We start from the raw sequence: 25,909 nt of genomic DNA on the forward strand, positions 1-25,909 counted from the left end.
TTTAATTACCTTTTTTAAATCGCTTTATCATTAGACAATAAAACATGTCAGATGCAATTCTAATTGCATTGGCATAATTTATATTTTCTGAACTATGCCCCACATCATTTAATATATCCAATTTAATATTTGGATTGTGCGATAATTTTTTTGTCAGATGGTATATGCCTGCAAAAGGCGAAATTAAATCTTGGCGACCATGTAAAAACCACATTGGAATATGTTGTAATTTATCTATGTTATTTGAAATAAAATCATCTTCGATAAAAAAGTCATGGGTAAAATAATGATTCTCTAGGCGCGATACATCTAATACTTTTTCTTTATTCACTAAATGTAAGTCTGCATTATGATTTGGATACATGCCTGATAATACCGACTCCCATTCACACCATGCTTTAGCAGCTTTAATACAGGCTAATTCATCATCCATATTTAGTTGATGTTTATAATACTCTAAAGTAGCGGCTACATTATGATGGCTCGCTCTAAAGCTTTCAAACTGCTCAGGAAATGCTTGCGCAGGTGCGCCTAATTCACCAAATAGCCAATGTAAATCTTGTTTACGTGCTAAAAAAGTACTCCTCAACAATAAGCCCAATACCTTATCTGGATATTCAATGGCATATAATAATGCAAGCGTTGCGCCCCAAGACTCTCCGGTGATCATCCAGTGCGCTATATCTAAAGAGGTTCTTAGTAGTTCAATATCAGCAATTAAGTGTGCGGTTGTATTAGCTTGTAACTTGAAATGCGGAGTTGATAAACCACAACCTCTTTGACTGAAAAGAATCAAGCGGTAATGCTCAGGGTTATAATAGCGGCAACTCAGTGGATTTAAACCACTACCAGGGCCTCCATGGCATACCAGAACAGGAATACCATCTTCTAAGCCATATTCTTCTACATGAATTTGATGACCCTCGCCAACAGCCAAATGATAGCTTCTGCGGGCTTTTTCTACACCATATAATTGCGGCATTGCTTTCCCTTTGTATTGTAACTTTTTAATCCAATACAAAGAGTATAGCTATAGATCATAAAACCAAGGTTAGTCTAATGTAGTTTCTTCTAATAAAGCCCTTTTTAAATGCTGCTCTTTTTTCTGCTCTTGAAGAGAAGCAGTAAACTCAGCACCTAGAAGCACCACAATCCAAGACAAATAAACCCATACAAATAAAATAGGCACAGTTGCTAATGCACCATAAATTACTTCATAAGATGGAAAATGGCTCATATATAAAGCAAATCCAGTTTTACTTGATTCAAATAAAACAGCAGCAAATAATGCTCCCGGAAAAGCACATTTTAAAGGCACATCAGCGTTAGGTACTAAGGTATAAAGCAGAATAAACCCAGCCATTGAGATCATGTATGGTAATAACTTCAATAAAAAACCACTAAAACCTGGAATTTCTTGATCTGCAATACTCGCAAGGGAAACTAAATATGAAGTCACACCTAAGCTTGCCCCCAAAATAACAGGTCCTAAAGTTAACACCATCCAATAAATCGCAAATGAAAAAATAGCTTTGCGCTTAGTTCTTACTCGCCAGATTTTATTTAGTGTCAGATCTATATTTCGGATCAAAAATAATGCAACCACCACTAAAAAACCGATACCCACACTCGTCATTTGGCTGGCATTACCCGCAAAAGCACTAATATGTTCTTTAATCGCATCGCTTGAAGTTGGTACAAAATTATTAAAAATAAAATTTTCAATGCCGGTTCGAAAAGACTCAAATACCGGAAAAGCTGAAAAAATTGCTACTCCCACAGCTATCATAGGCACTAAAGACAATAAGGTCACATAAGCCAAATATCCAGCATTAACGGTAATTTGATCTTGCTGACACCTTGAAAAATAGGCTTTCCACCATATAGATTGCTGGTGCAAAAATAATTTAAACTTATCAATTGTAAGGTCTAGTTTCTGTTGCATTTTTTATTATTAGTTAGTTGTCTGATACTCTATAATAGCATTATTAAGTGTGATTAAAATTCAAGGATATTATTCAAATGAAAAAAATATTATTAATAGGCACTACATTGCTTTTATTAACTGCATGTCAAACTGCTTATTATTCTGCCATGGAAAAAGTAGGTGTTCATAAAAGAGATATTTTAGTTGATAGAGTGGAAGCAGCTAAAGAATCTCAAGAAGAATCACAAAAACAATTTCAATCATCTTTAGAACATTTAAGTACATTAATTAACTTTGACGGCGGCGAATTACAAAGCGTATATGAGCAATTAAATGATGATTACATCGCTAGCGAATCTGCAGCCAAAGATGTATCTAACAGGATCAACAAAGTTGAAGACGTCGCAACCGCATTATTTGATGAATGGGAAACTGAACTTGAGCAATACCAAAGCGCAACCCTTAAACGTGAAAGCCAAAAAAAGCTAAGCGCGACGCAAAGACAGTTTAGTAAACTACTACGTTCTATGCGTAAGTCAGAAACTAAAATGGCACCAGTTTTAGCTGCGCTGAAAGACAATACCTTATATTTAAAACATAACCTTAACGCACAAGCTATTAGCGCAATCAAAGGTGAGTTCACTAATTTAAAACGTGATATTCAATCATTAATCAAAGATATGAACAGCTCAATTTTAGATTCAAATAAATTTATAGAGCAAATGAACCAAGGTTAAGTTTAAGCTGTTTAATGAACACAAAAGGCTTCTTAATGAAGCCTTTTTTGTGCCTAGATTTTAGATCTGAAAAGACACACAGAAGTTCAGCAGCTCTACATTATTTAAAAGATGCAAGACTAAAGTCCAGCTACAAAATCACACACTTGAATCACAGTATCACCAACAAAATTCAATCAAAAAACAGCCCATAATTGGGTTACTCACCTTCTTCAATCTCAGTCAACTGAATCAAGTTAGCATTCATATTGCTAAATAGATCATATATTACTGACACTTCACCATCATATACAATATCTGTTACATACGCGTCTAATGGTAACTCCATATAATCGATCAAAGTACTATCTTGAAATGAATAATATTTCAAGATAGTTTTATCTTGCTGCTTTGATATATAAAACAGACCATTTTCCACTAGTTTAATTTTGTGAGGTACTAATCCTCTTTCATTTTCAGGCAACTTAAAAATAACTTTGACTTCACCTGATGATGTTTTTTCTACAAGTTGCTTGTGCTCCATATCACCATAATAGAGTGAGCCTCCACTTTTGCTTTCTTGCATAATTGCACCAGCATCCACTAAGATCTTTTTATAATCTCCAGTTTGAACATGTAACTTATATATATTGTACTGACCATTTTCGCGCTTACTAAAATAAAGATACTTTTGATCATTCGACCAAGATAACAAAAATATATGTTTTGGAATATTTATATGGCCAATTTCCAAATTGTTTGTTAAATCTAATACCATAATCTCAGATTTAAGGTCTTTCCTAAACACTGTTGCAAGTTTATTTTGCTGTAGATTTAAGATAGGCCGTTCAATCATATTGGCCTTTATATTAGAGATTTTTTGAACTTCATTATAACGAGAGCGCCAAATATCGTAAAACCCATTTCGATTCGAAACAAAATATAACGAATTAGTTTTACTGGCATAAACACCATTGATATCAATCATAGTACTATTGACATTCTTATCTATTGTAAATGTCTTACTGTCAGATTTATGCAGTGCTATATTTTTAGTAAAGTTCTTAAAAATTAAAGAATTAAAACCTGGTTTACTGGTTACTAAAGTCGGTGTATATCCAGGAAAAGTTTCATAAATAGATAATAATTCACCACTATTTAAATCAAGTTCCCATATTCCTTTTTTCTCTTTTATATTGCCAGATACCCACATAGTTTGTTCATCTTTTAAAGATAAACCCGTTATGCGACTAAAACCTGACAATACTTCAGAAGAATCATTTTTCAAAATATCATATTGATAAATAGTTGATACGCCACCCCTTACAGTAGATACGTAAAAAAATGATTTATTATCAAAATTAAAAGTCGGCAAGCTAATAAGCTTATCCCTTGTTTCGATTAAAGTAAGCTTAGTATTTTCATTAATGTTAAGTAAAACCAACTGCATTAAACTATTTTTCATCACAGATAAAACAAAATAATTGCCATTATCAGAAGCTGAAAAATGAAATATATTATGCTTTTTAGATGAGATAATTTCGGTGATATTGCTGGCTATGTCATGTTTGATAATAGAACATAGATTTCGTTCTTTGCATTTTATATAAAACCAATATTTACTATTTGGTGACCAAATTGGCTTTTTATATTCAGCATCTGTTTGGGTTATTTCTATTTCTTGATACGTTGATAAATCCATAATCACTAACTGATTATATTGTTCTGTAGAATTAGCTTTTCTTGTAAACAATACTTGATCACCCATAGGGGAAATAGCAGGCATATCAGAATAAAAACTATCATTAGTCAGTATAGATGGTTTCATTTTGATTTTTTTTACATCTTGCTGATACATTAATGAACCAATAAACATAAAGCCCAGTGTTAACAATAACAGTAATATGAGGTGATTTTTTGCAGGTATTAGCTTCTTTTTAGTATCGCCCTCAACAGCATCTGGCGCAATATCAAAAATAAAGCAGTACCCTTTACGAGCGATTGTTTCTATATAAATAGGATTTTTAGGATCATCGTTTAAGACTTTTCTCAACTCAAAAATGGCACGCGTTACAACTTCAGGACCTGTTACAGTTTCAGGCCATAAGGCTTGCGCTATTTCAGTACGACTCAGCACCTCTTGTTTATGTTGTACTAAAAAGCATAACACCTGCATTATTTTTGGTTCAATTTTAAATTCAGTTTCATTTAATTTAAGCTTATTATGCTTTGGTTGTACTAAATACGCTCCTAATTTATAACTTTTCAAAACTGACACCACCTAGCTAAGATACTGATATTAAATAAAAATAAATCCATAATAAATACATTATATCAAGATTATAGCTTTAATAGTTAATCCGTATATAAAAGATTAACTTTTTATTAACTTGTGATGAAAGATGACAAAAACATACCTAAAATCATGCATATTAACCGCTACTTTTGTAATGATTCCGCACGAAATCCAAGCTGCAAATATTACGATTAATTTAGAAGGCAAAGGAGAAGTCGTAGCACAAGAAGCCAATATTAATTGCACTGAAAATTGTGTAGTGACCAACGATTTATCTAAAAATACCCTTGTTGCTTCAGCTAATTCAGGTTGGGATTTTTCTGGATGGAGTGACCAAAAATGTGATTCAGGTTCAGAGGCTGTTATCAGTAAAAGCTATAAGACCCTAGGAACCGCATCTGGTGGTGCAAAAACATTACTCACCGGGGATCTCAACAATGATAATTTAGATGATTTAGTCACAATTAGCTTATTCAATGGGCAAGTGACTGTAAAAATCAATGAAGGCGGCAACGCCTTTGATACAAGAAATGTAGTAAATGATCTAAATTACCCCACAGCGCTTGATTTATTTGATTGGGATGCGGATGGCGACTTAGATATATTTGTCGCTGAATATGGTAGTGGCTTTATAAAAATGTATGTGAATGATGGTAATGGCGATTTTTCATTTAATAGAAATTTTAGCTTTAATAATGCAAGACCTTATGCATTTGCTATCGCTGATAAAAATAATGATGATTTAGCCGATTTCTTAATCTCTTCATTTACAGCAGATATATCGGGTGATTTATCCACATTAGTAACTAGTATTGCTTCACCTATTACACAATGGCATATAAATACAGGAGATCAATTTTTTGCAGAAAATAAAGTATCTAATCATGCAGCAATGACAATAGATATCCATAAGGAAAATGACCAAATATCGATTATTTCAGCTGAAATTGAAAATGGTGAGGTTGCACTTTATAAATCAGGAAAAAGAACTGTTGTTGATATAGGGGGTGGTACATATGGTGCTGCATTTGGCGATATAGATAATGATGGTTTCATTGATGTATTAGCAGCACATTATAGACCATCAAGATTAAACGTATTATATGGTAAAAGTAACGATCAGTTTTCTTCGCCTCATATAATTATCAGTCCAAGTGAAGGCGTAACAGCCACGACATTTGGAGATTATAATCAAGATGGTTATATTGATGTGGCAACAGGTGAATTTAATAGTAAAATATTTTATTACTTCCCTACAATAAGCTATAAAGATTGTATTATTTCAACTGAAGCAGATATAACTGTCACAGCAACATTTACCGAAGAACCTGTAGCAACAACCCCAAGCAACCCCGCTCAAGCAAAGCAAGCTAATAATAAATCATCAGGAGGAAGTCTCTTTTTTACTTTATTATTGCTGGGATTTTTAACTTTAAACAAAAGAAAAACACACTAAAAAACCAACAAAAAACCCGCTAAATTAGCGGGTTTTTTTAATTTTAAATTAAAGCGTGAAGCTAAACTTCACAGCATTTAATTAAAAATTAATCTTTGTTAGCACGACCTACACGCTTACGCTCACCTTCAGTAAGGTGACGCTTACGGATACGGATGTTTTCAGGCGTTACTTCTACTAACTCGTTATCATCGATGAACTCAAGCGCTTGCTCAAGAGTCAATAAGATTGGCGGAGTAAGTGTTTGCGCTTCATCAGTACCTGATGCACGAACGTTAGTTAACTGCTTACCTTTAAGCGCGTTAACTGTAAGGTCGTTATCACGGCTATGAATACCGATAACCATACCTTCGTAAACTTCTACACCGTGACCGATGAATAATTTACCACGTTGCTGTAGGTTGAATAATGCATTTGTAAGTGCTTTACCCGTTGCATTTGCAATGATTACACCGTTCTTACGAAGACCGATTTCACCACCTTTATGAGGACCGTAATGATCGAATGTATGGTACATAAGACCTGAACCTGAAGTAAGCGTCATGAAATCAGTTTGGAAACCGATTAAGCCACGGCTTGGGATCATAAAGTCCATACGCATACGACCTTTACCATCTGGTGCCATATCAGTAAGTTCACCTTTACGTAAACCTAATTGCTCCATGATAGAACCTTGATGCTCTTCTTCACAGTCAATTGTTACTGTTTCGAAAGGTTCAGATTTAACACCGTCGATGTCTTTAATGATTACTTGTGGACGTGATACTGCAAGCTCAAAACCTTCACGACGCATGTTTTCAATTAAGATACCTAAGTGTAATTCACCACGACCCGAAACGCGGAAGCTATCTGGGTTTTCAGTTTCTTCAACACGTAGTGCTACGTTATGAACTAATTCTTTTTCTAAACGCTCAAGGATGTTACGTGAAGTAACAAACTTACCTTCTTTACCACAGAAAGGAGAGTTATTTACAGAGAAAGTCATTGTTACAGTTGGCTCATCAACACTTAGCGGTGGTAATGCTTCAACTTCATTTGGACAACAAACAGTATCTGAAATCTTAAGTTCACCACAACCAGTGATAGTTACAATGTTACCTGCGAATGCTTCATCAGTTTCGATACGCTCAAGACCTAAGTAGCTTTGAACTGTACCAATTTTAGCATTACGTGTAGAACCATCTTCACCGATGATAGTAACAGCTTGGTTAGGCTTAACATTACCACGCTTGATACGACCAACACCGATTACACCAACATATGAGTTGTAATCAAGTTGAGATATTTGCATTTGGAATGCACCATCTAAATCAACTACTGGTGGTGCTACGTTATCAACAACAGCTTGGAATAAAGGTTCCATGTTGTCAGATTTATCGTCTAAATCCATAGTTGCCCAACCGTTGATAGCTGAAGCGTAAACTACTTGGAAGTCTAACTGGTCATCTGTAGCGCCTAAGTTATCGAATAAATCAAAGATTTGATCCATAACCCAATCAGGACGTGCGCCAGGCTTATCGATTTTGTTGATAACAACGATAGGCTTAAGACCCTGTGCGAATGCTTTTTGTGTAACAAAACGCGTTTGTGGCATTGGACCTTCTTGAGCATCTACTAATAGCAATACAGAATCTGCCATTGAAAGTACACGTTCAACCTCACCACCAAAATCGGCGTGTCCAGGAGTATCTATGATGTTGATGTGGTAATCTTTCCATTCGATTGCAGTATTTTTTGCAAGAATTGTGATACCACGTTCTTTTTCAATATCATTAGAGTCCATTACACGTTCTTCATTACCGCCACGTGTTTCTAAAGTACCTGATTGCTCAAGTAGTTTATCAACCAAAGTTGTTTTACCGTGGTCAACGTGCGCGATGATGGCTATATTACGTAACTGTTCGATGCTCATAAAATTGTCTCAGAGAATTTAATCTCGCTGATCCTAAAAAGACCTACGCTATTTGCCGTTACCTTACTTTAACAATATTAAAATAAGATGACGCTTCTCAGCATAGAGATAAAAATTGGTCGCATATTATCCCCTAATAATGGCACGGATGAAAGTTTATCCAATGTAAAAATTAAAAATAATTTAAATTAAATCATTACTGGTTGATTTTTAAGCATCTATTTATAAAAAAACATTCAAATCAAACAATAGTCTAAATAACTCGCTATACTCTATGGCTTATATTTTATTGCACCAATAATGTGCAGTAGGTGATCATATTAGTGCAACCGTATGATTTCTTAATATAAAAAAACAAACAATACTTCTAGATATCATTAAGTTACAAAACTGGCACAAAAAAAGCTTAATGAGTTCAAGTAAAAAAAATCAAATATAAAAGTAACCCAAATCACGTTGGAGGACACACATGTCACATTCGGTTTTAGAACTTATCAAGGAAAACGATGTTAAGTTTATTGACTTACGTTTCACTGATACTAAAGGTAAAGAACAGCACGTATCTATCCCACATCATCAAGTAGATGAAGAGTTTTTTGAAGACGGTAAAATGTTTGATGGTTCTTCAATTGCTGGTTGGAAAGGTATCAACGAATCAGACATGGTATTACTACCTGACGCAGACTCTGCAAAATTAGACCCTTTCACAGAAGAAACAACTTTAATCATTCGTTGTGACGTTGTAGAGCCTTCTGACTTACAAGGTTACGAACGTGATCCTCGCTCTGTTGCTAAACGTGCTGAAGATTACATGCGCTCAACAGGTATTGCAGACACTGTTTTATTTGGTCCTGAGCCAGAATTTTTCGTATTTGATGACGTTAAATACAAAACTGATATGTCAGGTTCTATGTACAAAATTGATTCTGAGCAAGCTGCTTGGAATTCAGATAAAGATTACGAAGGCGGCAATACAGGTCATCGTCCTGGTGTTAAAGGTGGTTACTTTCCAGTTGCTCCAGTTGACGCATTCCAAGATTGGCGTTCAGCTACGTGTTTAGTACTTGAAGAAATGGGTCAAGTAGTTGAAGCACATCACCACGAAGTAGCAACTGCAGGTCAAAACGAAATAGCTACTCGCTTTAATACTATGGTAATTAAAGCTGATGAAATCCAAGAAATGAAATATGTTATCCATAACATGGCGCATTTATACGGTAAAACAGCAACATTTATGCCTAAGCCTGTTGTAGGTGATAACGGTTCTGGTATGCATTGTCACCAGTCATTAGCTAAAGACGGTGTTAACTTATTCGCAGGTGATAAATACGGTGGTCTTTCTGAAGATGCACTTTACTACATTGGCGGTATCATCAAGCATGCTCGTGCAATCAATGCATTTGCAAATGCATCAACTAACTCGTATAAACGCCTAGTACCAGGTTTCGAAGCACCAGTTATGCTTGCTTACTCAGCACGTAACCGTTCAGCTTCAATCCGTATTCCAGTGGTACCTTCAGCTAAAGCACGTCGTATTGAAGTTCGCTTCCCAGATCCAACAGGTAACCCATACTTAGCATTCTCATCTATGTTAATGGCTGGTCTTGACGGAATTAAAAACAAGATCCACCCTGGCGATGCTATGGACAAAGATTTATACGACCTACCTGCTGAAGAAGCAGCTGAAATCCCAACAGTTGCAGGTTCTTTAGAAGAAGCGTTAGCAGCACTAGATGCTGACCGTGAATTCTTAACACAAGGTGGTGTATTCACTGACGACTTAATTGATGCTTATATTGATCTTAAGAATCAAGAGATTGAAAAATTAAACAGTACAACTCATCCAGTTGAGTTTGAAATGTACTACAGCTGTTAATTTGCAGCTTATTTTAAGCCTAGCTTAAAAAACTATTTTAATGTGTGTTCCAAAAGCCTGCTTATGCAGGCTTTTTTTATGGAAAAAATTCCTGTTATCGGTTAGAGTTAGCGCAGTTATGTTAATTTTTTGCTATAGTTTTAAGCTAGGGCTTTATTCGCATAACCAAAATAAAAATAACAAGGATGCCAAAGTGGGTTTAAAAATGGGTTTTACAGCGATGCTGCTGAGTATTTTTTTGTGTGTTTTTACACATCAAAGCTTTGCTGCGCCTAAAAAAATCTATGTTTGGCGAGACGCGAAAGGCGTACTTGTTTTCTCTGATACTCCACAACCCGAAGTTGACGCAGAAGAAATAAAACTTAATAGTAAAGCCATTGAAATGAAATCGGTTGATACTAGTATTTTATATGGCGATAAAAAAAATAAAGCGATTAAGTACACCATCGACATTACAAGCCCTATTCATGAAGAAACAATAAGAGATAATACTGGCTCGATCCATATAAGCGGACGAATAGAACCTCGATTTATTCCTGGGCATAAAGTCCAACTCTATTTAGATGGCGCGAAATACGGGCACCCACAAGCTTCTATCTTATTTGTAATTCGAAATATCGACCGTGGCGAGCATCAACTTCAACTTGGACTTATTGATGACAAAGGCAAGTCGCTCGCCAAAAGCAAAAGCATTACCCTATTCTTACATCGTCGTTCTGTTATATCAGGTTCTTGAATTTTCTAAATACCAATCACTGTAAAAATCTTCTAAAATTCAGCTCTAAAATGACTACGTATTCAGCGCTACTTAAGGTAAATTAAACTGTATTATATTGATACCAATTCCAATAAATATATGACCAATCTAAATATCCTAAATTTATATTTGCTCACTAACTTAATAGAACTGGTATAAAACTAAACCCGCTTAAGTATCGTGTTTTTATTCATCAAAATACTTACGCACTAAATTGGTGCAAACATGTTCTCTAATGATGCAATTAATAATAAAAATATACATTCTTCTGAATTATTACATTCTGCTTGGAAAAATTTAACGACCTCTGTCATTTTGCTCAACCAAGATTTAATCGTCATTTACGCCAATGAAAGTGCAAAAGAGCTATTTGCTTTAGGCGAAAAGCGATTTATAGGACAAGAATTTAACGCCTTATTTAGCCACCATACAATTGATGTATCAAGAATATGCAGCCATACATTAGAGCAAGGTATAGATTGCCATCAACATAGAGCTGACGTGGTTTTTATAGATTCTCGCCATGCAAAAATTGCGTTAAGTTCTCGATTAATTACCGATGATGATCAAAGTCTCATTTTATTAGAGTGTCGTCGATTAGATGAAGAAATAAAACACGATCAAGCGTCGCATCAGATGCATCAACATATTGCAGCGCGTACCTTAATTAGAGGATTAGCCCATGAAATCAAAAACCCTTTAGGTGGTATTCGTGGAGCGGCGCAGTTATTGCAGTATGAAACTTATCAGAGTGAACGTGATGAATGTACCAATCTCATCATAGAGCAAACTGATAGGTTAACAGAATTGGTCGATCGATTATTAGGACCAAATCAATTACTGAAAAAAACAGATTGTAATATTCATCAAACTTTAGAATCTGTTATTAAGTTAGCCATGTTAGAAAATCATAATCATATTAAATTAATCAAAGATTATGATCCGAGTATTCCTGATATCAATATTGATGAAGGAAAAATGCAACAAGTGGTTTTAAATATTGTTCGTAATGCGCAACAGGCCATACTTAGCAATGAAACCCTTAATAGTGAACCAGGTAGAATTCGTATTAAAACACGTATCCGCCATCAAATGCGTGTTCATAACAAATCAATGAAAAACGCATTACAGATACAAATATTAGATAATGGTCCTGGGATAGATCAAAATCTAATAGAAACAATATTTTTTCCTATGGTGACCAATAAAGAAGGCGGTTCAGGCCTAGGGTTATCGATTGCACAAACATTAATTGACCAACACAATGGTTACATAGATTGTGAAAGTTGGCCTGGACATACAGAGTTTAATATATATTTGCCTTTAAGCTTGTAAGCGCATACATATTATAAAAATAATAAACAAATAAATTCCTAGCTACAAAAAGGAAATAAAGATGAAAACAGTTTGGCTCGTTGACGACGATGCATCTATTCGGTTTGTATTAGAAAAAGCATTAACCCGTGCAGGATTTCATGCTGAGAGTTTTTCTAATGCAGAAGATGTTTTACAAGCCTTAGAATATAGTCAGCCTACCGTATTGGTTTCTGATGTGCGCATGCCTGGCATGGATGGTATGACATTATTAGAGGGTATAGTGCAAGATAATCCGGGACTACCTGTGATCATCATGACTGCGCACTCTGATCTAGATTCAGCAGTGCAAGCATTTCAAAAAGGCGCTTTTGAGTACTTAGCAAAACCTTTTGACTTAAATGAAGCAATCGCATTAGTAGAAAGTGCCTATAGGGCAAATAGCCGTATTAAAGTAAAAGTCAAAAAAGAACCTAAAAAAACCCCCGACATCATAGGTGAAGCACCTGCTATGCAAGAAGTTTTTCGTGCTATCGGAAAACTATCAGCATCTAGTATGAGTGTACTTATTAATGGTGAGTCAGGTACAGGTAAAGAGCTCGTCGCTGGAGCATTACATAATCACAGCCCGCGTCGTGAAAAAGAGTTTATCGCTTTAAATATGGCCGCTATTCCTAAAGAGCTGGTTGAGTCAGAGCTTTTTGGTCATGAAAAAGGCGCATTTACAGGTGCCGATAGCGTACGTAAAGGCCGTTTTGAACAAGCTAATGGTGGCACACTGTTTTTAGATGAAATAGGTGATATGCCACTTGATGTGCAAACCCGTTTATTAAGAGTGCTTTCAGATGGTGAATTTTATCGCGTAGGTGGTCATCAAAGCATTAAAGTAGATGTGCGTATTATTGCCGCGACTCATCAAAATTTAGAAGATCTAGTACTAAAAGGGCAATTTAGAGATGATTTATTTCACCGTTTAAATGTTGTTAGATTAAAGCTACCACCATTACGTGAACGCCCTGAAGATATTGAAATATTAGCGCAAACCTTTTTAAGAAAAAGTGCTAAAGACTTAAAAGTTGAATGCAAAGTGCTTAGCCCAGAAGCAAGTAAAAAGCTGCAATCATTTAATTGGCCTGGCAATGTAAGGCAATTAGAAAACTCGTGTCGCTGGCTTACAGTTATGGCGCCTGGGCAGCTTATCGCTATAGATGACCTTCCAGAAGAAATAACCGATGAACAAGCCATCATAGCAAAAGCAAGTTGGTTAGACGAATTTCAAACTTGGCTTGAAAGTGAGTTAAAGCAGGGTAAAGAAAATATTTGGCCACAAATTCAAACACAATTAGAAGAACGCTTAATTAAAAGCGCATTAGCTAATTGTAACGGCCATAAGCAAGATGCAGCCATTAAAATTGGTTGGGGACGCAATACCTTAACGCGAAAATTAAAAGAGCAAAATATTTCTTAAATAAGAGATTAATCCAGCTCTTTAAAATCTACTTCTATATTCCCGATACTTTATATCGGGAATATTTCGTTTAACAGCCAAAGAAATCTGCCATAATGTTAAAACTAGTTAATTTTCCTTGTTTGAACAACCGCCCTTAAAAAGAATATATATACATGAAGCTTATTGAACATATCCCTTTGATAAAACAAATGGAAATCACTAACAGGCTGGGATTTTTTAACAGTTTAAATTTAGCCGAACGACAAATTTTATTAGAATCTTTTTCAAAGCTCTATTTAGTGCAACAAAAGCGTTTTGTATTTAAACAATTCGATAATGATAAAAACCTGTATATTATTTTGAGTGGTAGCTTAACTATGTATCGCCAAAACGACATGGTAGAGCTTGCAACTGTATTACCAGGAGAGTTTGTAGGCGAAGGCGGCTTCATAAACCAAAGTAGTCGCAGCATAAATGCGCGCGCTTTAGAAGACTCCATCTTATTAGCCATCACACCACAATCACTTACTCGATTACCCGCAGTGATCCGAGAAAAAATGAAAGATAAAATCATTTTAGGTATGAGTGAACGCATTGAACAATTAAGCCGGTTATTAGAAAAAAAACAGTCATAACTAAAATCATTTTACTTGTACACTTTTTAACAACTCTTCCACCAGTTGATGATATGCTATATAAAAATAATGGATTATCTTGATGAATAATAAAATTTTAAGTTTAACAATACTGCTATTTTCAACTTGTTTATTAGCTAATGAGCCAAATGGTACTATACAGTTAAAATCTCTAGAGCAAGCTTTTGAAAAAAAACAATATCATAAAATCATTAGTCAAATCGAAGCTAAAAAATCGCCTTCATTTGAAGAGTCATTATTCTTAACTCAGAGCTTATATCGCATCAGAGAATTTGACAATGCCGAAGAAATCATTTCACCTTTATTAAAAAATAATGCTGAACACGCAAAAACGAATTATGTCTACGCTAGCGTTATGGCAGCGCAAGCACAATCATCTATTTTTAGCGCATTAAGCTATGCAGGAAAAGCACTAGATGGATTTAAAAAAGCAGTAGATATTGAACCAAACAATCTAAATTATCTATCTGCGTTAATGCAATTTTATATCAATGCCCCTTCAATCGCAGGAGGTGATATGGAACAAGGACTATTACTAGTAGATAAAATTAATGCCCTTGATAAAAAAGAAGGTTTTTACGCCAAATTTTCCTACTATATGCAAGACGATAACGATACAGCCCTGAAGAAAATAATAGCCGAAGGTCAAAAGCAGTTTCCAAAAGATATCGCTGTTCATACAACGATCGGTCATGCCTATTGGAATGATGAAAAACTGACTAAAGCTCAAGAGTTTTTTATTAAAGCCAGCAAATTACCGCTCCAAAAAAATGCTAAAACCAATAAAATAGAGCAATATGAAATAGACAATCATTTAGAGTCACTCTATTACACAGGTCGAATAGCCAATGAAACAAAAGAGCACTTAGATATAGGTATAAAGGCACTTAAAGATTACATTGAACAAGTCAACAACCCTAAGGATGAGCGTTATCAATGGGCACATTTTCGTTTAGCTCAGCTATATAAATTTAACCAACAACAAGATGAAGCTGAAACTTTATTTAAATGGGCATATAACAATGCCACCGATAAGAAATTAAAAAAGAAAGCTAAAAAACAACTATAATTTAGAATAATGAGTAGGAGGCAACAAAATGAATTTGCACTTAATAAAACCAGTGATTTTAATAAGCGCCTTTATGATTTCAGGTTGCCTTAGCACATCGCCATCTCATATTCGAAATACCAAAATTAATAACTGTTTAATGCATGTGAGTGCACTAGAAGATAGCGCTATTCCACCAGACAATTCAGATATTAAAAATTGCCTCGCATTAAATGAGGTTGATAAAGCGATAGAGTTAGATACTAAAGAAAATGCATTAACTGAAACTGCACTTGAATTGCTGATTACTGTAATCAGCAACCATTAAACATTTAATTTTACCTTTCATCACTGGCGAACATTTAAAGTGTAAAAATTTCTCTATTATTCAGTTATCAAATAACTGGAACTAAACAGAGAAACTTATGAAAAACTTACATATATTATTAGCAGCAAGTGCACTCATTGGCTTAAGCGGCTGTGAAGTGACAGTAGATACACAATACCCTGATTATACCGTTGAGGCACAACCAGAATTAGTCTGGGAGCTAAATAAAGAAACAGGCTTGATCGAACAAAAAGAAGATATGAGTTATAAAATCATAGTAAAAGAAAAAGAATATCAACTACCGGACTTTGAATCATAAAATATAAAAGTCATTTAGATTAGTTTATAAATGACTTTTTATACGCCTCTAGAAACAAATTAGCGACGGCGTTTACGATTATTATCAATTACAAAATCACGCCACGCTTCAAGCATATCTAAAAAATCTTCAAAACCACAACCAGCAGATAAACCATTTTCATCAAGCTCTAATGCATCATCTTCATAAATAGATAAATCATGCTCTTGCTGATGCAGTGCATTCGCTTCAATTAAGGCTTCATAACGGTTTAGCTTTAAACTGATTTCTTTTCCTAAAACAAACTGTTCAGTAATTTTTGCAGCTTCAATTTCAGACATAAAATCAAAGACTTTTTGTAACTCGTCTAAATCAGTGCCAAACTCTTCCATTAACCAACGGCCAACAATGCGATGCTCATGAGAGAATTCAACTTGAAATCCTTTGCCAACAACATCTAAATCAGGATCTCTAATAAATTCATATTCCATGTAACCACCTATCATATTGCTTGCGTTTAAGAGTCGCGCATTATACACAAATATCATTTTTTGTATTTATTATCTATGCCAACCTCAGCTTTAACGGCATAATGCCCGCATATTTATAAGGTGCATTTATGACAACTTTTTCAATTATTTTTCCATTATTATTTTTAGTGTCTACAGGTTTTTTTGCCACGCACTTTAAAGTTTTTAATAAAGATCAAATAGGTGGGATCAGTAAATTTATCTTTAATTTATGCATTCCTGTTTTCTTATTTTTAAATATGTATAAAGCCCCTTTAAAAACAAGCTTAAATACCGATGCTTTAATTGTTTTTTATATTCCTGTTTTAACCATTTTTGCATTGGGTTTTATTTTAAATAAATACATAGCACAGAAAAATAATTCAAATTTTAGCGCATCTGCAACCTACGCTTTATGTAGCAGCTATTCCAATACTGTATTGGTTGGTTTGCCTATCATCATGTCAGCCATTGGCGCACACGTTATGGGCAGTGTGTTTTTCATTATTACCTTTCACAGTGCTTTATTGTTTACCCTTACTTTTTTATTGAGCCAAATTAACAATCAAAACAGTCGCTTTAATTGGCGAGGTTTCTTTAAAAACGTACTATTTAACCCTGTCGTTTCAAGTATTTCTTTAGGTTTAATTTTTAACGCCTTAAAAATTGAAATTCCGACACAATTAAATAGCGCACTTGAATTATTATCACAACCTGCATTAACAGGGGCATTATTTGTGTTAGGTGCAAATTTAAGTTTTTATAAGGTAAGTAAAGACTGGCAAATGAGCGCGCTAGCGAGTGCTTTAAAGCTAATATTATTGCCGGCTCTGGTTTATGGATTAGGAAAATACGTTGTAGTATTAGATGAAGAATTACTCGCTGTGACAGTATTGTTAAGTGCGTCCCCTCTCGGTGTTAACGCCTACTTGATTGCAGTGCAGCTAAAGCAGTATCAATCCACTTTAGCCAGCACCGTTGTATTGTCAACGGTACTGTCACTGATCAGCTTTAGTTTTTGGTTAAGTGTATTACTTTAGGTGAGGTAAAATCAGTTAGTGTCTACGATTATCAAATTTAGCCGCATCTATGATTGCCCATAAATGTGCGATACCACCTATGATTGCTGGCACTACTAAAAACCATAATGCGTATCCACCAAATACAACAATTGCAAAAATTAAAGCCGACATAATACGACCTTGTACTAACTGGCCTAAACCTGGGAAAAAAACATTACAAATTGCAGCAATTACGTTACCGCCTGAACCTTGCTCTGACATAAATAGTCCTCTTTTACTTCTAAACTCAGATATCAATAGTTTAAATCATAAATTGATAATACGTTGATATCAAATAGTTACTTGTATAATGAATAATACAAGGGTCATGCCAAAATTAATTTCTATTATTTATCAGTAACATAATTAAACTTAGGTTTTTTTCGCTATATTAAATTCGCTAAAACCACTAAAACTTGGTTAAAAGTTTATTAGTCATTTATTACAACTCTATTTCGCTTATCCTTAGCATTATAAAGCGCTTTGTCGGCTAATATATAGGCCTGTTCTGGTGATATTTGATTATTTGAGTGAATAATTTGCGCACCAATAGAAATCGTTAACCATTCGCATACAGTGCTATCTGCATGTGAAATATGTAATGCCTCAACTTCCTTTCTAATATTGTTTAAAAATATCCCACTATCTTCTTTATTAGTCTCAGAAAATAGTAACGCAAACTCCTCACCACCAATTCTAAAAGCGTAATCGTTAGGTCTATGCATCGCCGTTTTGAGTGTATGAGCAACCTTAGTTAATGCAACATCTCCATTTGGATGGCCATATAAGTCATTATATTTTTTAAAGAAATCGATATCTATAATAGCCAATGTTAAATTATAACTTTGTCGCCGAGCAAGCTTCATTTCTCTTGTTATAATCTCACCATAACGCCTCCTATTGAGTAATGTTGTAAGCTGATCTTCTATTGATAATTTTTTATTTGTCACATCTGTTAATATATTAGTGAAACCGATTAAATTATAATTCTCATCATTATTAGGGATAATTGAAGAACTCGCCCAACTAATATGCTTATCAACTTGATGTTGTATTTCACCCCGCCAACGCTTACCTGTTTTGATAACTTGAAAAATTGCTGATTCTTGTTCAGTTGCATCAACTGAGTTATCAAAGAAGTGACTAGGTTGCCCTATTAAATCTTTTTGCGTACAGCCTAAAAATCGACAAAGCGCATTGCTCGCATCTATTATATTTGCATCTAAATCTAAGGTTGCAATCATAATATGCTGATCTATTAAATGATTTTTATGGGCTTTTTCTTTTTGCACTTTAATTAGGTTACGCCATAAATATACTAAAAACCCGGTTACTAATGAAATAACTAAAAAAGATAAAGCAATGCTACCAATTAATGCAAACCGTTCTTTTTTCTGCGCTCTCACATGTAAAGCCTCGGCTTTTTCAAATGCAAATTTAACAAACTTATCCACCTGAATGTTTAATTTCCCCACATGCTTAGCGCCCTTATCTAAAGTGATTTTTGAAGCTGCTTGAATATTATTTTGCTGAATTAATTGAATAACCTCATCCCTAATAGGTTTCCAATTAATAAATAATCGATAAGCACTATTAATATCAGATTTATCACCTAAATAACGTTCGAATATAATATCAAAATTTTTCTGGGCTAAGTGCTCGTGAGAACTCACCTGCTTAACTGCATAATTTAACTCTTTATTATTTTTTGCCAAGACAACATCTTTCATATGCCGATGCATAGAAACAAGGTGGAAATTAATGCTTTTAGCTGCATTAGAAACAGAAAATGGATGCTGATAAAGCTGATCCATATCTTTAGTGATACTAGCAAGCTGTATAATGGATGTAGAAGATAACCCTACAACAAGCAGTACAATAGAAATAAAACCGATAGCAATACGTTTATGATCAAACATACGTAACCTCTGCTATAAAACAATGAAATCAATCCAAATTGATACAGAAATAACTTCCTTGCCGATATGTAAAGTTTAATTCAAGCGCAATATTTCATATTGTTTTATATCAAGCTTGTGTTTACTATCGGCACGTAAAAGTCAATTTTCAATTACCTTAACTACTCAAAATTTTCATTGGTAAACTTAATATCGGATTATCTGAATCTGCAAAGTTAACGATTACCCATATATGCCCAACTGCGACTAATAAAAACCACACAGTTGAAAATATTTGCCCATATTTATCTAAAGGCACTAAGTGTGAGTAATGGCGTTGTCGCCATTCAAAAATCACCTCTATTGAGCCGATAAATAAGAAGAATACCAATAGCACTAAACCAAATGTATAAGCAACCCAAGCGCCTAGAGCGATGCCTGACATACACACAGATAATCCAATCCAAGAGCGCATCGAAAAACTAATGCTCTTAAGAACATGACCACCGTCTAATGGCAATATAGGTAAAAGGTTAAATAAATTGAGTAAGGCGCTGATCACTGCCGCACCTGCAAATAACTCCAAGTCTGTAGCGTAATACAAAATTAAACACGCAAACGACATCAATAAACCAAAACAGGGTCCCATGATTGAAATTACTACGTCTTGCCATCGGGTATTTATTTTATCGTCTGAAACCGCTAAACCGCCTACAAAAGGAATTAAATATATGCCCTTAGTTTTAATGCCAAAATATTTCATGGCTCTCACATGACCATATTCATGTGCCACTAAACACGCCACTAACACTAAAGCAAATTCAATTGAAAATAACCAAGCATAACCCGCAACTGAAGCGCCCGCTAATACCGCTTTGATAACTTTTGCACTTTTAAGTAATTTAAAACCTAATGCAGCTAGGCCTAACCAACCTGTTTTGCGTTCTGATTTAGCTAAGTGACCAGTATCGGGTAATTGAAAATCACCTGAAACTTGCTGTTTTTGATCTATCCATAATTGATAATCAACGGTTTGATCTTGTGCTTGTAGGTTAAGGCTGATTTCTACTTTTTCTTTATTTTGTTGCAGCTGAAATCTATGCACAACCTCAGTGACACGATTACCAGCCAAATTAACTTGGCTTACCAGTTGATCTGCCCAATAAAGGCTTTGCAAGCCGGATTCATCCATTTCAAGTTTCAGTTCTTGATCAAAAAGCGTGATGTTTAACAACTTTAGTTACTCGCTAAATCATTTATATAAAGTTGCTATTTTACCTGACTTAACTGTAATAAGTGATTAATTTTATGATTACAGACTTGATATACACATATCGCCGTTACCATTAAAAATAATAACCCAGTGAATTCTAATAACAATAAAATACCAAACAACCAATAAAACGCAGGATAAAGTATGGTAAATACTAATGATAATCCAGAAAAAATATGAAGTATGAATAATAAATTTGCAGGTTTTTTATTTAAAAAACCATGCATATTAGGTAATAAACTCATAGCATCAAAGTTCATTAAACATTTTTGCTGTAAATGGGTGTAACTTAAAAAAGGAATAATTTTAAGCAACATCCCTTGAATAATAGATATCACATAAAAATAAATAAAAATCGCTGCCATTAATAGTGTTTGCTTATGGTTTAAAGTCCCTGAAAAAACATATTCTGACAATATAAAAAAGATCAACAACACAAACATGCTAACTGATGCTAACTGCCAATATTTAATTGTCGTATCTGGTATTTTTCGCTTTCGATTATGAATCACATATAAAACGCTGATTGAATAAAGACTATTAATTATTAATAAAGAAACAATCAATGTTGTTGTGTACTCTCTCAGTAAAATCATCAGCAATATCAAACTGAGAATAACGATAGGAATGTATTTTGAAATCATTTTGTTGAATTGTGGAGCAACATGAAACATCGGAATAATTTGAAAGCTCACTGCAATAATTAATAATCCGCCCCAACCTAATCCCCCCCATAAAGCATGCAAATTAGTAAAAAACTTATCGCCTTTAAAAAAGCCAAACAATAATCCTATACCTAATAAAACCGTAACAAATAAAGCAAATACAGCTAACCTAATACCATTTATAACCACGCCTTGGCTCAGTTTTTTGCTTAATACCCAACTAATCGCAATTAAATAAGTGGTAAAACTCAAACCTAAAAGTAAAACCGATAACACTTTAATTAATTCACTAGGCCAAACAAAACCTAACATTAAACAGCTAGTGCCCAGTACATGACCAACAAAACTGATATTAGCGACTAACCTTACTTTAGGAAAACCGATTCCACCCACTACGGGAAATACTTGAAATAACGCCCCCATCATCACACTCGCCATAAAACCTAAGGTGAGGCCATGAGTAATCGTTAACATGGCAGGATGCCATCGACTAAACCAAATTTCAGGTCCTAAATATAAAATAAATATAGCGATCAAAATTAAAAATACGGGTGCGATTAAAAAATAGCGAAAAGGAATATTAATGGGTGGCAATGCATCAAACGATAAACCTGACATGTTCATAAGCGTTCTGATTTAAACTGATTTTAAATTTTGAAAATATGCTTTGAAGTGAGCGCTGTCAGACTCTTTAAATATGAAAATATGGCAACTTTTAAACTCTCCTTTATTCGATGGTAACATTTGGCAAAAATGCCCCCAGCCAGCCTTTGATAATTTTTGATATAAAGGGAATGGCTCCCTACTATGTATCACTTTCAAACACTGCAAAGGTGCTAAGTTTGATAATGATGTCAGTATTTCTGTCATAGGTTCAGGAGGCTGTAATTCGCTCACATCAATTGTGATTAATTTCATTTTGACTCTTTCTAACTGCTATTTAATAGGTTTAGCTCGGCACAGGCTCACAATGCGATTTTAATTGACTCAATACACCCAGCTCTATTGGAATATGTTGCTGACTCATAGGGTAAAGCATCATTTCTTCTTTCATATTATGCTGCTGCATTAAAACCATTAATGTTTCAGATAAACCTAAAAATGCATCTTTATCTTGAGTACTTAATGCTTTATTTATATCTTGTACTAATGCACGCATTTGCTCATGTTCACTTCGCATCACCTGAGTTGGCCCTGCAGTTATCCCTGTTGCTTGCTCAAATTGTGGAAATAAAATTGTTTCTTCAGCTTCTAAATGCAAATCTAGTTCTGTTGTAAATAACTGCCATTTTACATCAGCTAACGGCCAATCCGATTTAGCTACAGCAGACTCCGCTTCTGCAAAAACATCATCACATTCTCTATGTTTTACTGTCATATAATCAGGAATAGAACTCATGTTATTAACTCCATTATTTCAATAAACAAATAATAGACCTTTGAATTTTTATAACTTTGACCTGAAATAATAAAATCAAAAAAATAATTTTAAATTCTATAACCTTTCCTGCAATTCAGCTCCATAAACCTCAGAAAAAATCAACTTTAGCCCTTGTTTTAATTCATGTTCTTCCATTGATGCAAAACCAACTCTAATAAAATTAAAAGCACTATTTTCCTGTTTGTTATTTTTATGATTTAAATCAAACTCTAACTGCGTTTGTAGATAAACCTGCTTAGCATAGAGTTTTTCTTTTAATCCAAAAATAGATTTTCCCATATCAAGCCAAATAGCCATACCACCATCTGGATTTTTAAACTTAATAGGTAAACCTAAGTTTTGATAATGATTTAAAATATTGACCGTGATATCTCTGCGTTTTTGATAAATACGTGTCATACGACGTAAATGACATTCAAAACCGCCCTCTTTCATCCACCTTGAAACAGTTTGCTGGATCAGCACATTATTTTTGTGGTTCATCAAAGTTTTGTATTCAGCTAAGGCCTGTATTAAATCCTGATTTGCCGCCACATAACCAATTCGTGCACTGCCAAACATTAATTTTGAAAATGTAGATATATATATCACTAAACCTAAAGGGTCATCAGCAGCCATAGGCGCGATAGGTTGGCATTTATAATGAAACTCATGATCGTAATCATCTTCAACAATCGCCACGCTATATTTAGCCGCTAACTGATATATTTTCATACGTCGCTCAGCATCTAGAGTCACAGTTGTTGGGTACTGATGTAGCGGCGTTAAATAAAGTAATTTAATTGAATTTGTTTTTAGTTGCATCTCTAGATGCTCAGGAATAATACCTTTTTCATCTTGATTGATTGGAATTAACTGAGCACCTGAACTTTTAAATGCCGCCCAAGCTGGCGGGTAACCTAATTGCTCTACCGCCACTTTCTCACCGGCTTGCAACAATAACTGCGATACCATATACAAAGCTTCTTGAGAACCATTACAAATCATGATTTCTTTATCAGTGATAGAACGCATTCTACGCAAATAAGTAGACACCTGATTAATTAATTCAGGCAAACCTCTGCTATCACCATAGCTCAAATCATCAAATTGTGGCCTTTGACAAGATTGAGAGAAATATCCTCTAAATTCATCGAACGGAAATAGTCTTAAATCAGGCTGACCACCAGCAAAGTTATATTTAAACTCAGAGGCTTTAATCGGATTTTGCATTATGCCTTTACGAACAAACTGCCATTTAAATTGTGTTTGTTTAGTATCAACTTTATTGATATTTTGACTCGATTGAATTGGCAAAGAAGCCACCACCGTATAACCAGACCTTTGTTTTGCCTCCACCCAACCTTCAGCAACTAATTCAGCAAAAGCCGCCATGATTGTGTGCCTATTGGTATTTAACTGCTCTGCGAGTTTACGTGCTGAAGGTAAAGCCTCAGCGGGTGCAACCTGTCCTTGCTTAATAGCCTGTCGGATCGCATCAGCTATCACAACATATTTAGCTTTTGAGCTGGACTCTAAATTAAGTGAAAGCGCCTTCAAACTGGTATACCTAATAGTTTAATTCTGGTTATAGAGTTTATACCAGAAAAACTCATAATAGAAATAGATGCTTACTTAGATGGCTCAAATGTCTAGCAACACATAAATGAACTCAATAAGAAACCGTCATTCCCGAATTGTTTTATCGGGGATCTTTAGGAGAAGATAATGCTTAAACCACAAATACTACAAAGCCAATTAATTAAGTTAGTGCCTATGAATATGGGCCATTTAGACGCTTACCGCGCAGCAGGTAATTTCCCAGAGGTATGGCAGCATATGCCAATGAATCGTTGTGAAACAATAGAAATTGCTACGGCTTGGATGAAAGAAGCCATAAATGAAATGGCACACGGTGAACAAATAGCATTCGTTACTGTTAATAAAAAAAATAATCAAGTGATTGGCTCAACTAGACTATTTAGATTAAACGATAAAGATAAATCCCTTGAAATTGGTCATACGTTTATTACGCCTGAATTCCAACGAAGCTACGTCAATTCACACGCAAAATTTTTAATGCTGCAATACGCATTTGAAACTTTAAATATGGTAAGAGTCGAGATTTGCACTAACGAAACAAATCAACAATCTCGTAACGCAATTAGTCGAATTGGCGGTCATTTTGAAGGCATATTAAGAAAACACCGAAGATCACCCAATGGCGATTACCGTAATACTGCCATGTTTAGCATCACAGATGATGAATGGCCAAAAGTAAAAGAGAAGTTATTAAAAACAGCAAAACAAAAACAAGAATTTGAATATTAATGTTAGACATTCCTAAAGGAAATAATTATGTATCCGCCTAAGCATTATCAAACAAATTCAGAAGACAAAATAGAACAAGTGAAGTTAATTGAATTAGTAACCAATAATCCATTAGCTACTTTAATTATCAATAAAGAGAGGGAATTACCACATGTAAGTCATATCCCTTTTCACTTTGATGACAACCAAACATCATTAGTTGGTCATACAAGTAATCAACACCCTTTAGCTAAAAGATTAAAACAAAACCAAGTTGAAGATATCATTTTGATATTTCATGGAGAACAAGGTTATATTTCACCTAATTATAGTGAAGGGCAACCTGTGCCAACTTGGAATTACAGCAAAGTACAAATAATAGGCAAGGCTAAAATAATAACCGATAGCAATGAAAAATATAAACAAATGGATATCACCACACAGTACTTTGAGAAAGAACAAACTGAACCTTGGTTATTAGATTCAGCACCTAGCAAAGCGATTGAACAAATGCTGAAAGCAATTACCATTTTTAAAGTATCAATCGATGAAATAAACGGGCAATTTAAGCTGAGTCAAAACAAATCTACAGCTGTTAAACAACAAATTTCAAATCAACTGAAATTAAAGGGTAATAAAAAGCTAGCAGAGCAAATGATTGATTAAATTAGTATTAATTTCCTTCCTTTGCCTAGGGGCTAATAATTTATTGAGAAATGGTATTAATAACTCATGAAAT

Annotated in this window: 25 protein-coding genes; 13 read left to right on the plus strand and 12 right to left on the minus strand. The window is 34.6% G+C overall.

The genetic code is table 11. The features are described 5' to 3' along the window. Nucleotide 1: 1 nt before the first annotated feature. Both pip and KO527_RS01620 read right to left on the minus strand, forming a co-directional pair. Nucleotides 2-982 carry a prolyl aminopeptidase gene (pip, locus tag KO527_RS01615; protein ID WP_216038652.1) on the minus strand — a complete coding sequence of 327 codons (981 nt, stop codon included), beginning with the start codon at nucleotides 980-982 and terminating at the stop codon, nucleotides 2-4. A gap of 69 nt (nucleotides 983-1,051) precedes the next feature. Further along, nucleotides 1,052-1,945: a virulence factor BrkB family protein gene (locus tag KO527_RS01620; RefSeq protein WP_216038653.1), complete on the minus strand. Its 894-nt coding sequence runs from the start codon at nucleotides 1,943-1,945 to the stop codon at nucleotides 1,052-1,054. 77 nt (nucleotides 1,946-2,022) lie between these two features. On the opposite strand from KO527_RS01620, the gene KO527_RS01625 reads away from it, so the two are divergent. Continuing rightward, a complete protein-coding gene (locus KO527_RS01625) occupies nucleotides 2,023-2,664 on the plus strand; it encodes a DUF2959 domain-containing protein (protein ID WP_216038654.1) in 642 nt (213 codons plus the stop codon). A gap of 199 nt (nucleotides 2,665-2,863) precedes the next feature. On the opposite strand, the gene KO527_RS01630 is transcribed toward KO527_RS01625, so the two are convergent. Next, complete coding sequence (locus KO527_RS01630; RefSeq protein WP_216038655.1) at nucleotides 2,864-4,912, minus strand: winged helix-turn-helix domain-containing protein; 2,049 nt, start codon at nucleotides 4,910-4,912, stop codon at nucleotides 2,864-2,866. Between the two features lie 133 nt (nucleotides 4,913-5,045). Here KO527_RS01630 and KO527_RS01635 point away from each other — a divergent pair, with 133 nt between their 5' ends. Then, nucleotides 5,046-6,395, plus strand: a complete 1,350-nt coding sequence (locus KO527_RS01635) for a VCBS repeat-containing protein (protein WP_216038656.1) — start codon at nucleotides 5,046-5,048, stop codon at nucleotides 6,393-6,395. An 88-nt stretch (nucleotides 6,396-6,483) separates the two neighbouring features. Here the strand turns inward: KO527_RS01635 and typA are convergent, their stop codons facing one another. Further along, on the minus strand, nucleotides 6,484-8,307 hold the full coding sequence (gene typA / locus KO527_RS01640; protein WP_216038657.1) for a translational GTPase TypA: 1,824 nt from the start codon (nucleotides 8,305-8,307) through the stop codon (nucleotides 6,484-6,486). A 469-nt stretch (nucleotides 8,308-8,776) separates the two neighbouring features. On the opposite strand from typA, the gene glnA reads away from it, so the two are divergent. From glnA to KO527_RS01680, 8 genes are all read left to right on the plus strand, one after another. Further along, nucleotides 8,777-10,183, plus strand: coding sequence for a glutamate--ammonia ligase (gene glnA / locus KO527_RS01645; protein ID WP_216038658.1), 1,407 nt, complete (start codon nucleotides 8,777-8,779; stop codon nucleotides 10,181-10,183). Between the two features lie 193 nt (nucleotides 10,184-10,376). Further along, on the plus strand, nucleotides 10,377-10,919 hold the full coding sequence (locus KO527_RS01650; RefSeq protein ID WP_216038659.1) for a DUF4124 domain-containing protein: 543 nt from the start codon (nucleotides 10,377-10,379) through the stop codon (nucleotides 10,917-10,919). Between the two features lie 246 nt (nucleotides 10,920-11,165). Next, complete coding sequence (gene glnL, locus KO527_RS01655) at nucleotides 11,166-12,275, plus strand: nitrogen regulation protein NR(II) (protein WP_216038660.1); 1,110 nt, start codon at nucleotides 11,166-11,168, stop codon at nucleotides 12,273-12,275. Nucleotides 12,276-12,336: 61 nt separating this feature from the next. Then, nucleotides 12,337-13,722, plus strand: coding sequence for a nitrogen regulation protein NR(I) (glnG, locus tag KO527_RS01660; protein WP_042146710.1), 1,386 nt, complete (start codon nucleotides 12,337-12,339; stop codon nucleotides 13,720-13,722). Nucleotides 13,723-13,877: 155 nt separating this feature from the next. Then, entirely contained in the window at nucleotides 13,878-14,339 is a 462-nt protein-coding gene (locus tag KO527_RS01665) for a cyclic nucleotide-binding domain-containing protein (protein ID WP_216038661.1), read from the plus strand. 82 nt (nucleotides 14,340-14,421) lie between these two features. After that, on the plus strand, nucleotides 14,422-15,429 hold the full coding sequence (locus tag KO527_RS01670) for a hypothetical protein (protein ID WP_216038662.1): 1,008 nt from the start codon (nucleotides 14,422-14,424) through the stop codon (nucleotides 15,427-15,429). Between the two features lie 28 nt (nucleotides 15,430-15,457). After that, nucleotides 15,458-15,736 carry a hypothetical protein gene (locus KO527_RS01675; protein ID WP_216038663.1) on the plus strand — a complete coding sequence of 93 codons (279 nt, stop codon included), beginning with the start codon at nucleotides 15,458-15,460 and terminating at the stop codon, nucleotides 15,734-15,736. Between the two features lie 97 nt (nucleotides 15,737-15,833). Beyond that, complete coding sequence (locus KO527_RS01680; RefSeq protein WP_216038664.1) at nucleotides 15,834-16,055, plus strand: hypothetical protein; 222 nt, start codon at nucleotides 15,834-15,836, stop codon at nucleotides 16,053-16,055. 59 nt (nucleotides 16,056-16,114) lie between these two features. Here the strand turns inward: KO527_RS01680 and KO527_RS01685 are convergent, their stop codons facing one another. Continuing rightward, the gene (locus KO527_RS01685; protein ID WP_216038665.1) at nucleotides 16,115-16,525 is read right to left on the minus strand and encodes a YacL family protein; all 411 of its coding nucleotides are present in this window, start codon (nucleotides 16,523-16,525) and stop codon (nucleotides 16,115-16,117) included. Nucleotides 16,526-16,653: 128 nt separating this feature from the next. Here KO527_RS01685 and KO527_RS01690 point away from each other — a divergent pair, with 128 nt between their 5' ends. Further along, the gene (locus KO527_RS01690; protein ID WP_216038666.1) at nucleotides 16,654-17,583 is read left to right on the plus strand and encodes an AEC family transporter; all 930 of its coding nucleotides are present in this window, start codon (nucleotides 16,654-16,656) and stop codon (nucleotides 17,581-17,583) included. A 15-nt stretch (nucleotides 17,584-17,598) separates the two neighbouring features. Here KO527_RS01690 and KO527_RS01695 read toward each other — a convergent pair whose 3' ends face one another. The 7 genes from KO527_RS01695 to KO527_RS01725 form a co-directional block, all read right to left on the minus strand. After that, on the minus strand, nucleotides 17,599-17,826 hold the full coding sequence (locus KO527_RS01695) for a hypothetical protein (protein ID WP_042146724.1): 228 nt from the start codon (nucleotides 17,824-17,826) through the stop codon (nucleotides 17,599-17,601). Between the two features lie 209 nt (nucleotides 17,827-18,035). Further along, the gene (locus KO527_RS01700; protein WP_216038667.1) at nucleotides 18,036-19,523 is read right to left on the minus strand and encodes a diguanylate cyclase; all 1,488 of its coding nucleotides are present in this window, start codon (nucleotides 19,521-19,523) and stop codon (nucleotides 18,036-18,038) included. Between the two features lie 157 nt (nucleotides 19,524-19,680). Next, nucleotides 19,681-20,694 carry a site-2 protease family protein gene (locus tag KO527_RS01705; protein WP_216038668.1) on the minus strand — a complete coding sequence of 338 codons (1,014 nt, stop codon included), beginning with the start codon at nucleotides 20,692-20,694 and terminating at the stop codon, nucleotides 19,681-19,683. A gap of 77 nt (nucleotides 20,695-20,771) precedes the next feature. Continuing rightward, a complete protein-coding gene (locus tag KO527_RS01710) occupies nucleotides 20,772-22,064 on the minus strand; it encodes a hypothetical protein (protein WP_216038669.1) in 1,293 nt (430 codons plus the stop codon). Nucleotides 22,065-22,076: 12 nt separating this feature from the next. Further along, nucleotides 22,077-22,358: a DUF2249 domain-containing protein gene (locus tag KO527_RS01715; protein ID WP_216038670.1), complete on the minus strand. Its 282-nt coding sequence runs from the start codon at nucleotides 22,356-22,358 to the stop codon at nucleotides 22,077-22,079. A 31-nt stretch (nucleotides 22,359-22,389) separates the two neighbouring features. Continuing rightward, nucleotides 22,390-22,839 (minus strand): hemerythrin domain-containing protein, encoded by a 450-nt coding sequence (locus KO527_RS01720; protein ID WP_216038671.1) that lies wholly within the window; start codon nucleotides 22,837-22,839, stop codon nucleotides 22,390-22,392. Nucleotides 22,840-22,935: 96 nt separating this feature from the next. Then, entirely contained in the window at nucleotides 22,936-24,420 is a 1,485-nt protein-coding gene (locus KO527_RS01725; protein ID WP_216038672.1) for a PLP-dependent aminotransferase family protein, read from the minus strand. Between the two features lie 168 nt (nucleotides 24,421-24,588). Here KO527_RS01725 and KO527_RS01730 point away from each other — a divergent pair, with 168 nt between their 5' ends. Further along, a complete protein-coding gene (locus tag KO527_RS01730; protein ID WP_216038673.1) occupies nucleotides 24,589-25,191 on the plus strand; it encodes a GNAT family protein in 603 nt (200 codons plus the stop codon). Between the two features lie 27 nt (nucleotides 25,192-25,218). Further along, a complete protein-coding gene (locus tag KO527_RS01735) occupies nucleotides 25,219-25,836 on the plus strand; it encodes an FMN-binding negative transcriptional regulator (protein ID WP_216038674.1) in 618 nt (205 codons plus the stop codon). Nucleotides 25,837-25,909 lie beyond the last annotated feature (73 nt).

Origin of the sequence: Pseudoalteromonas sp. C2R02 (assembly GCF_018860845.1) — a bacterium.
In the GTDB taxonomy this organism is placed as follows: Bacteria; Pseudomonadota; Gammaproteobacteria; order Enterobacterales; family Alteromonadaceae; genus Pseudoalteromonas.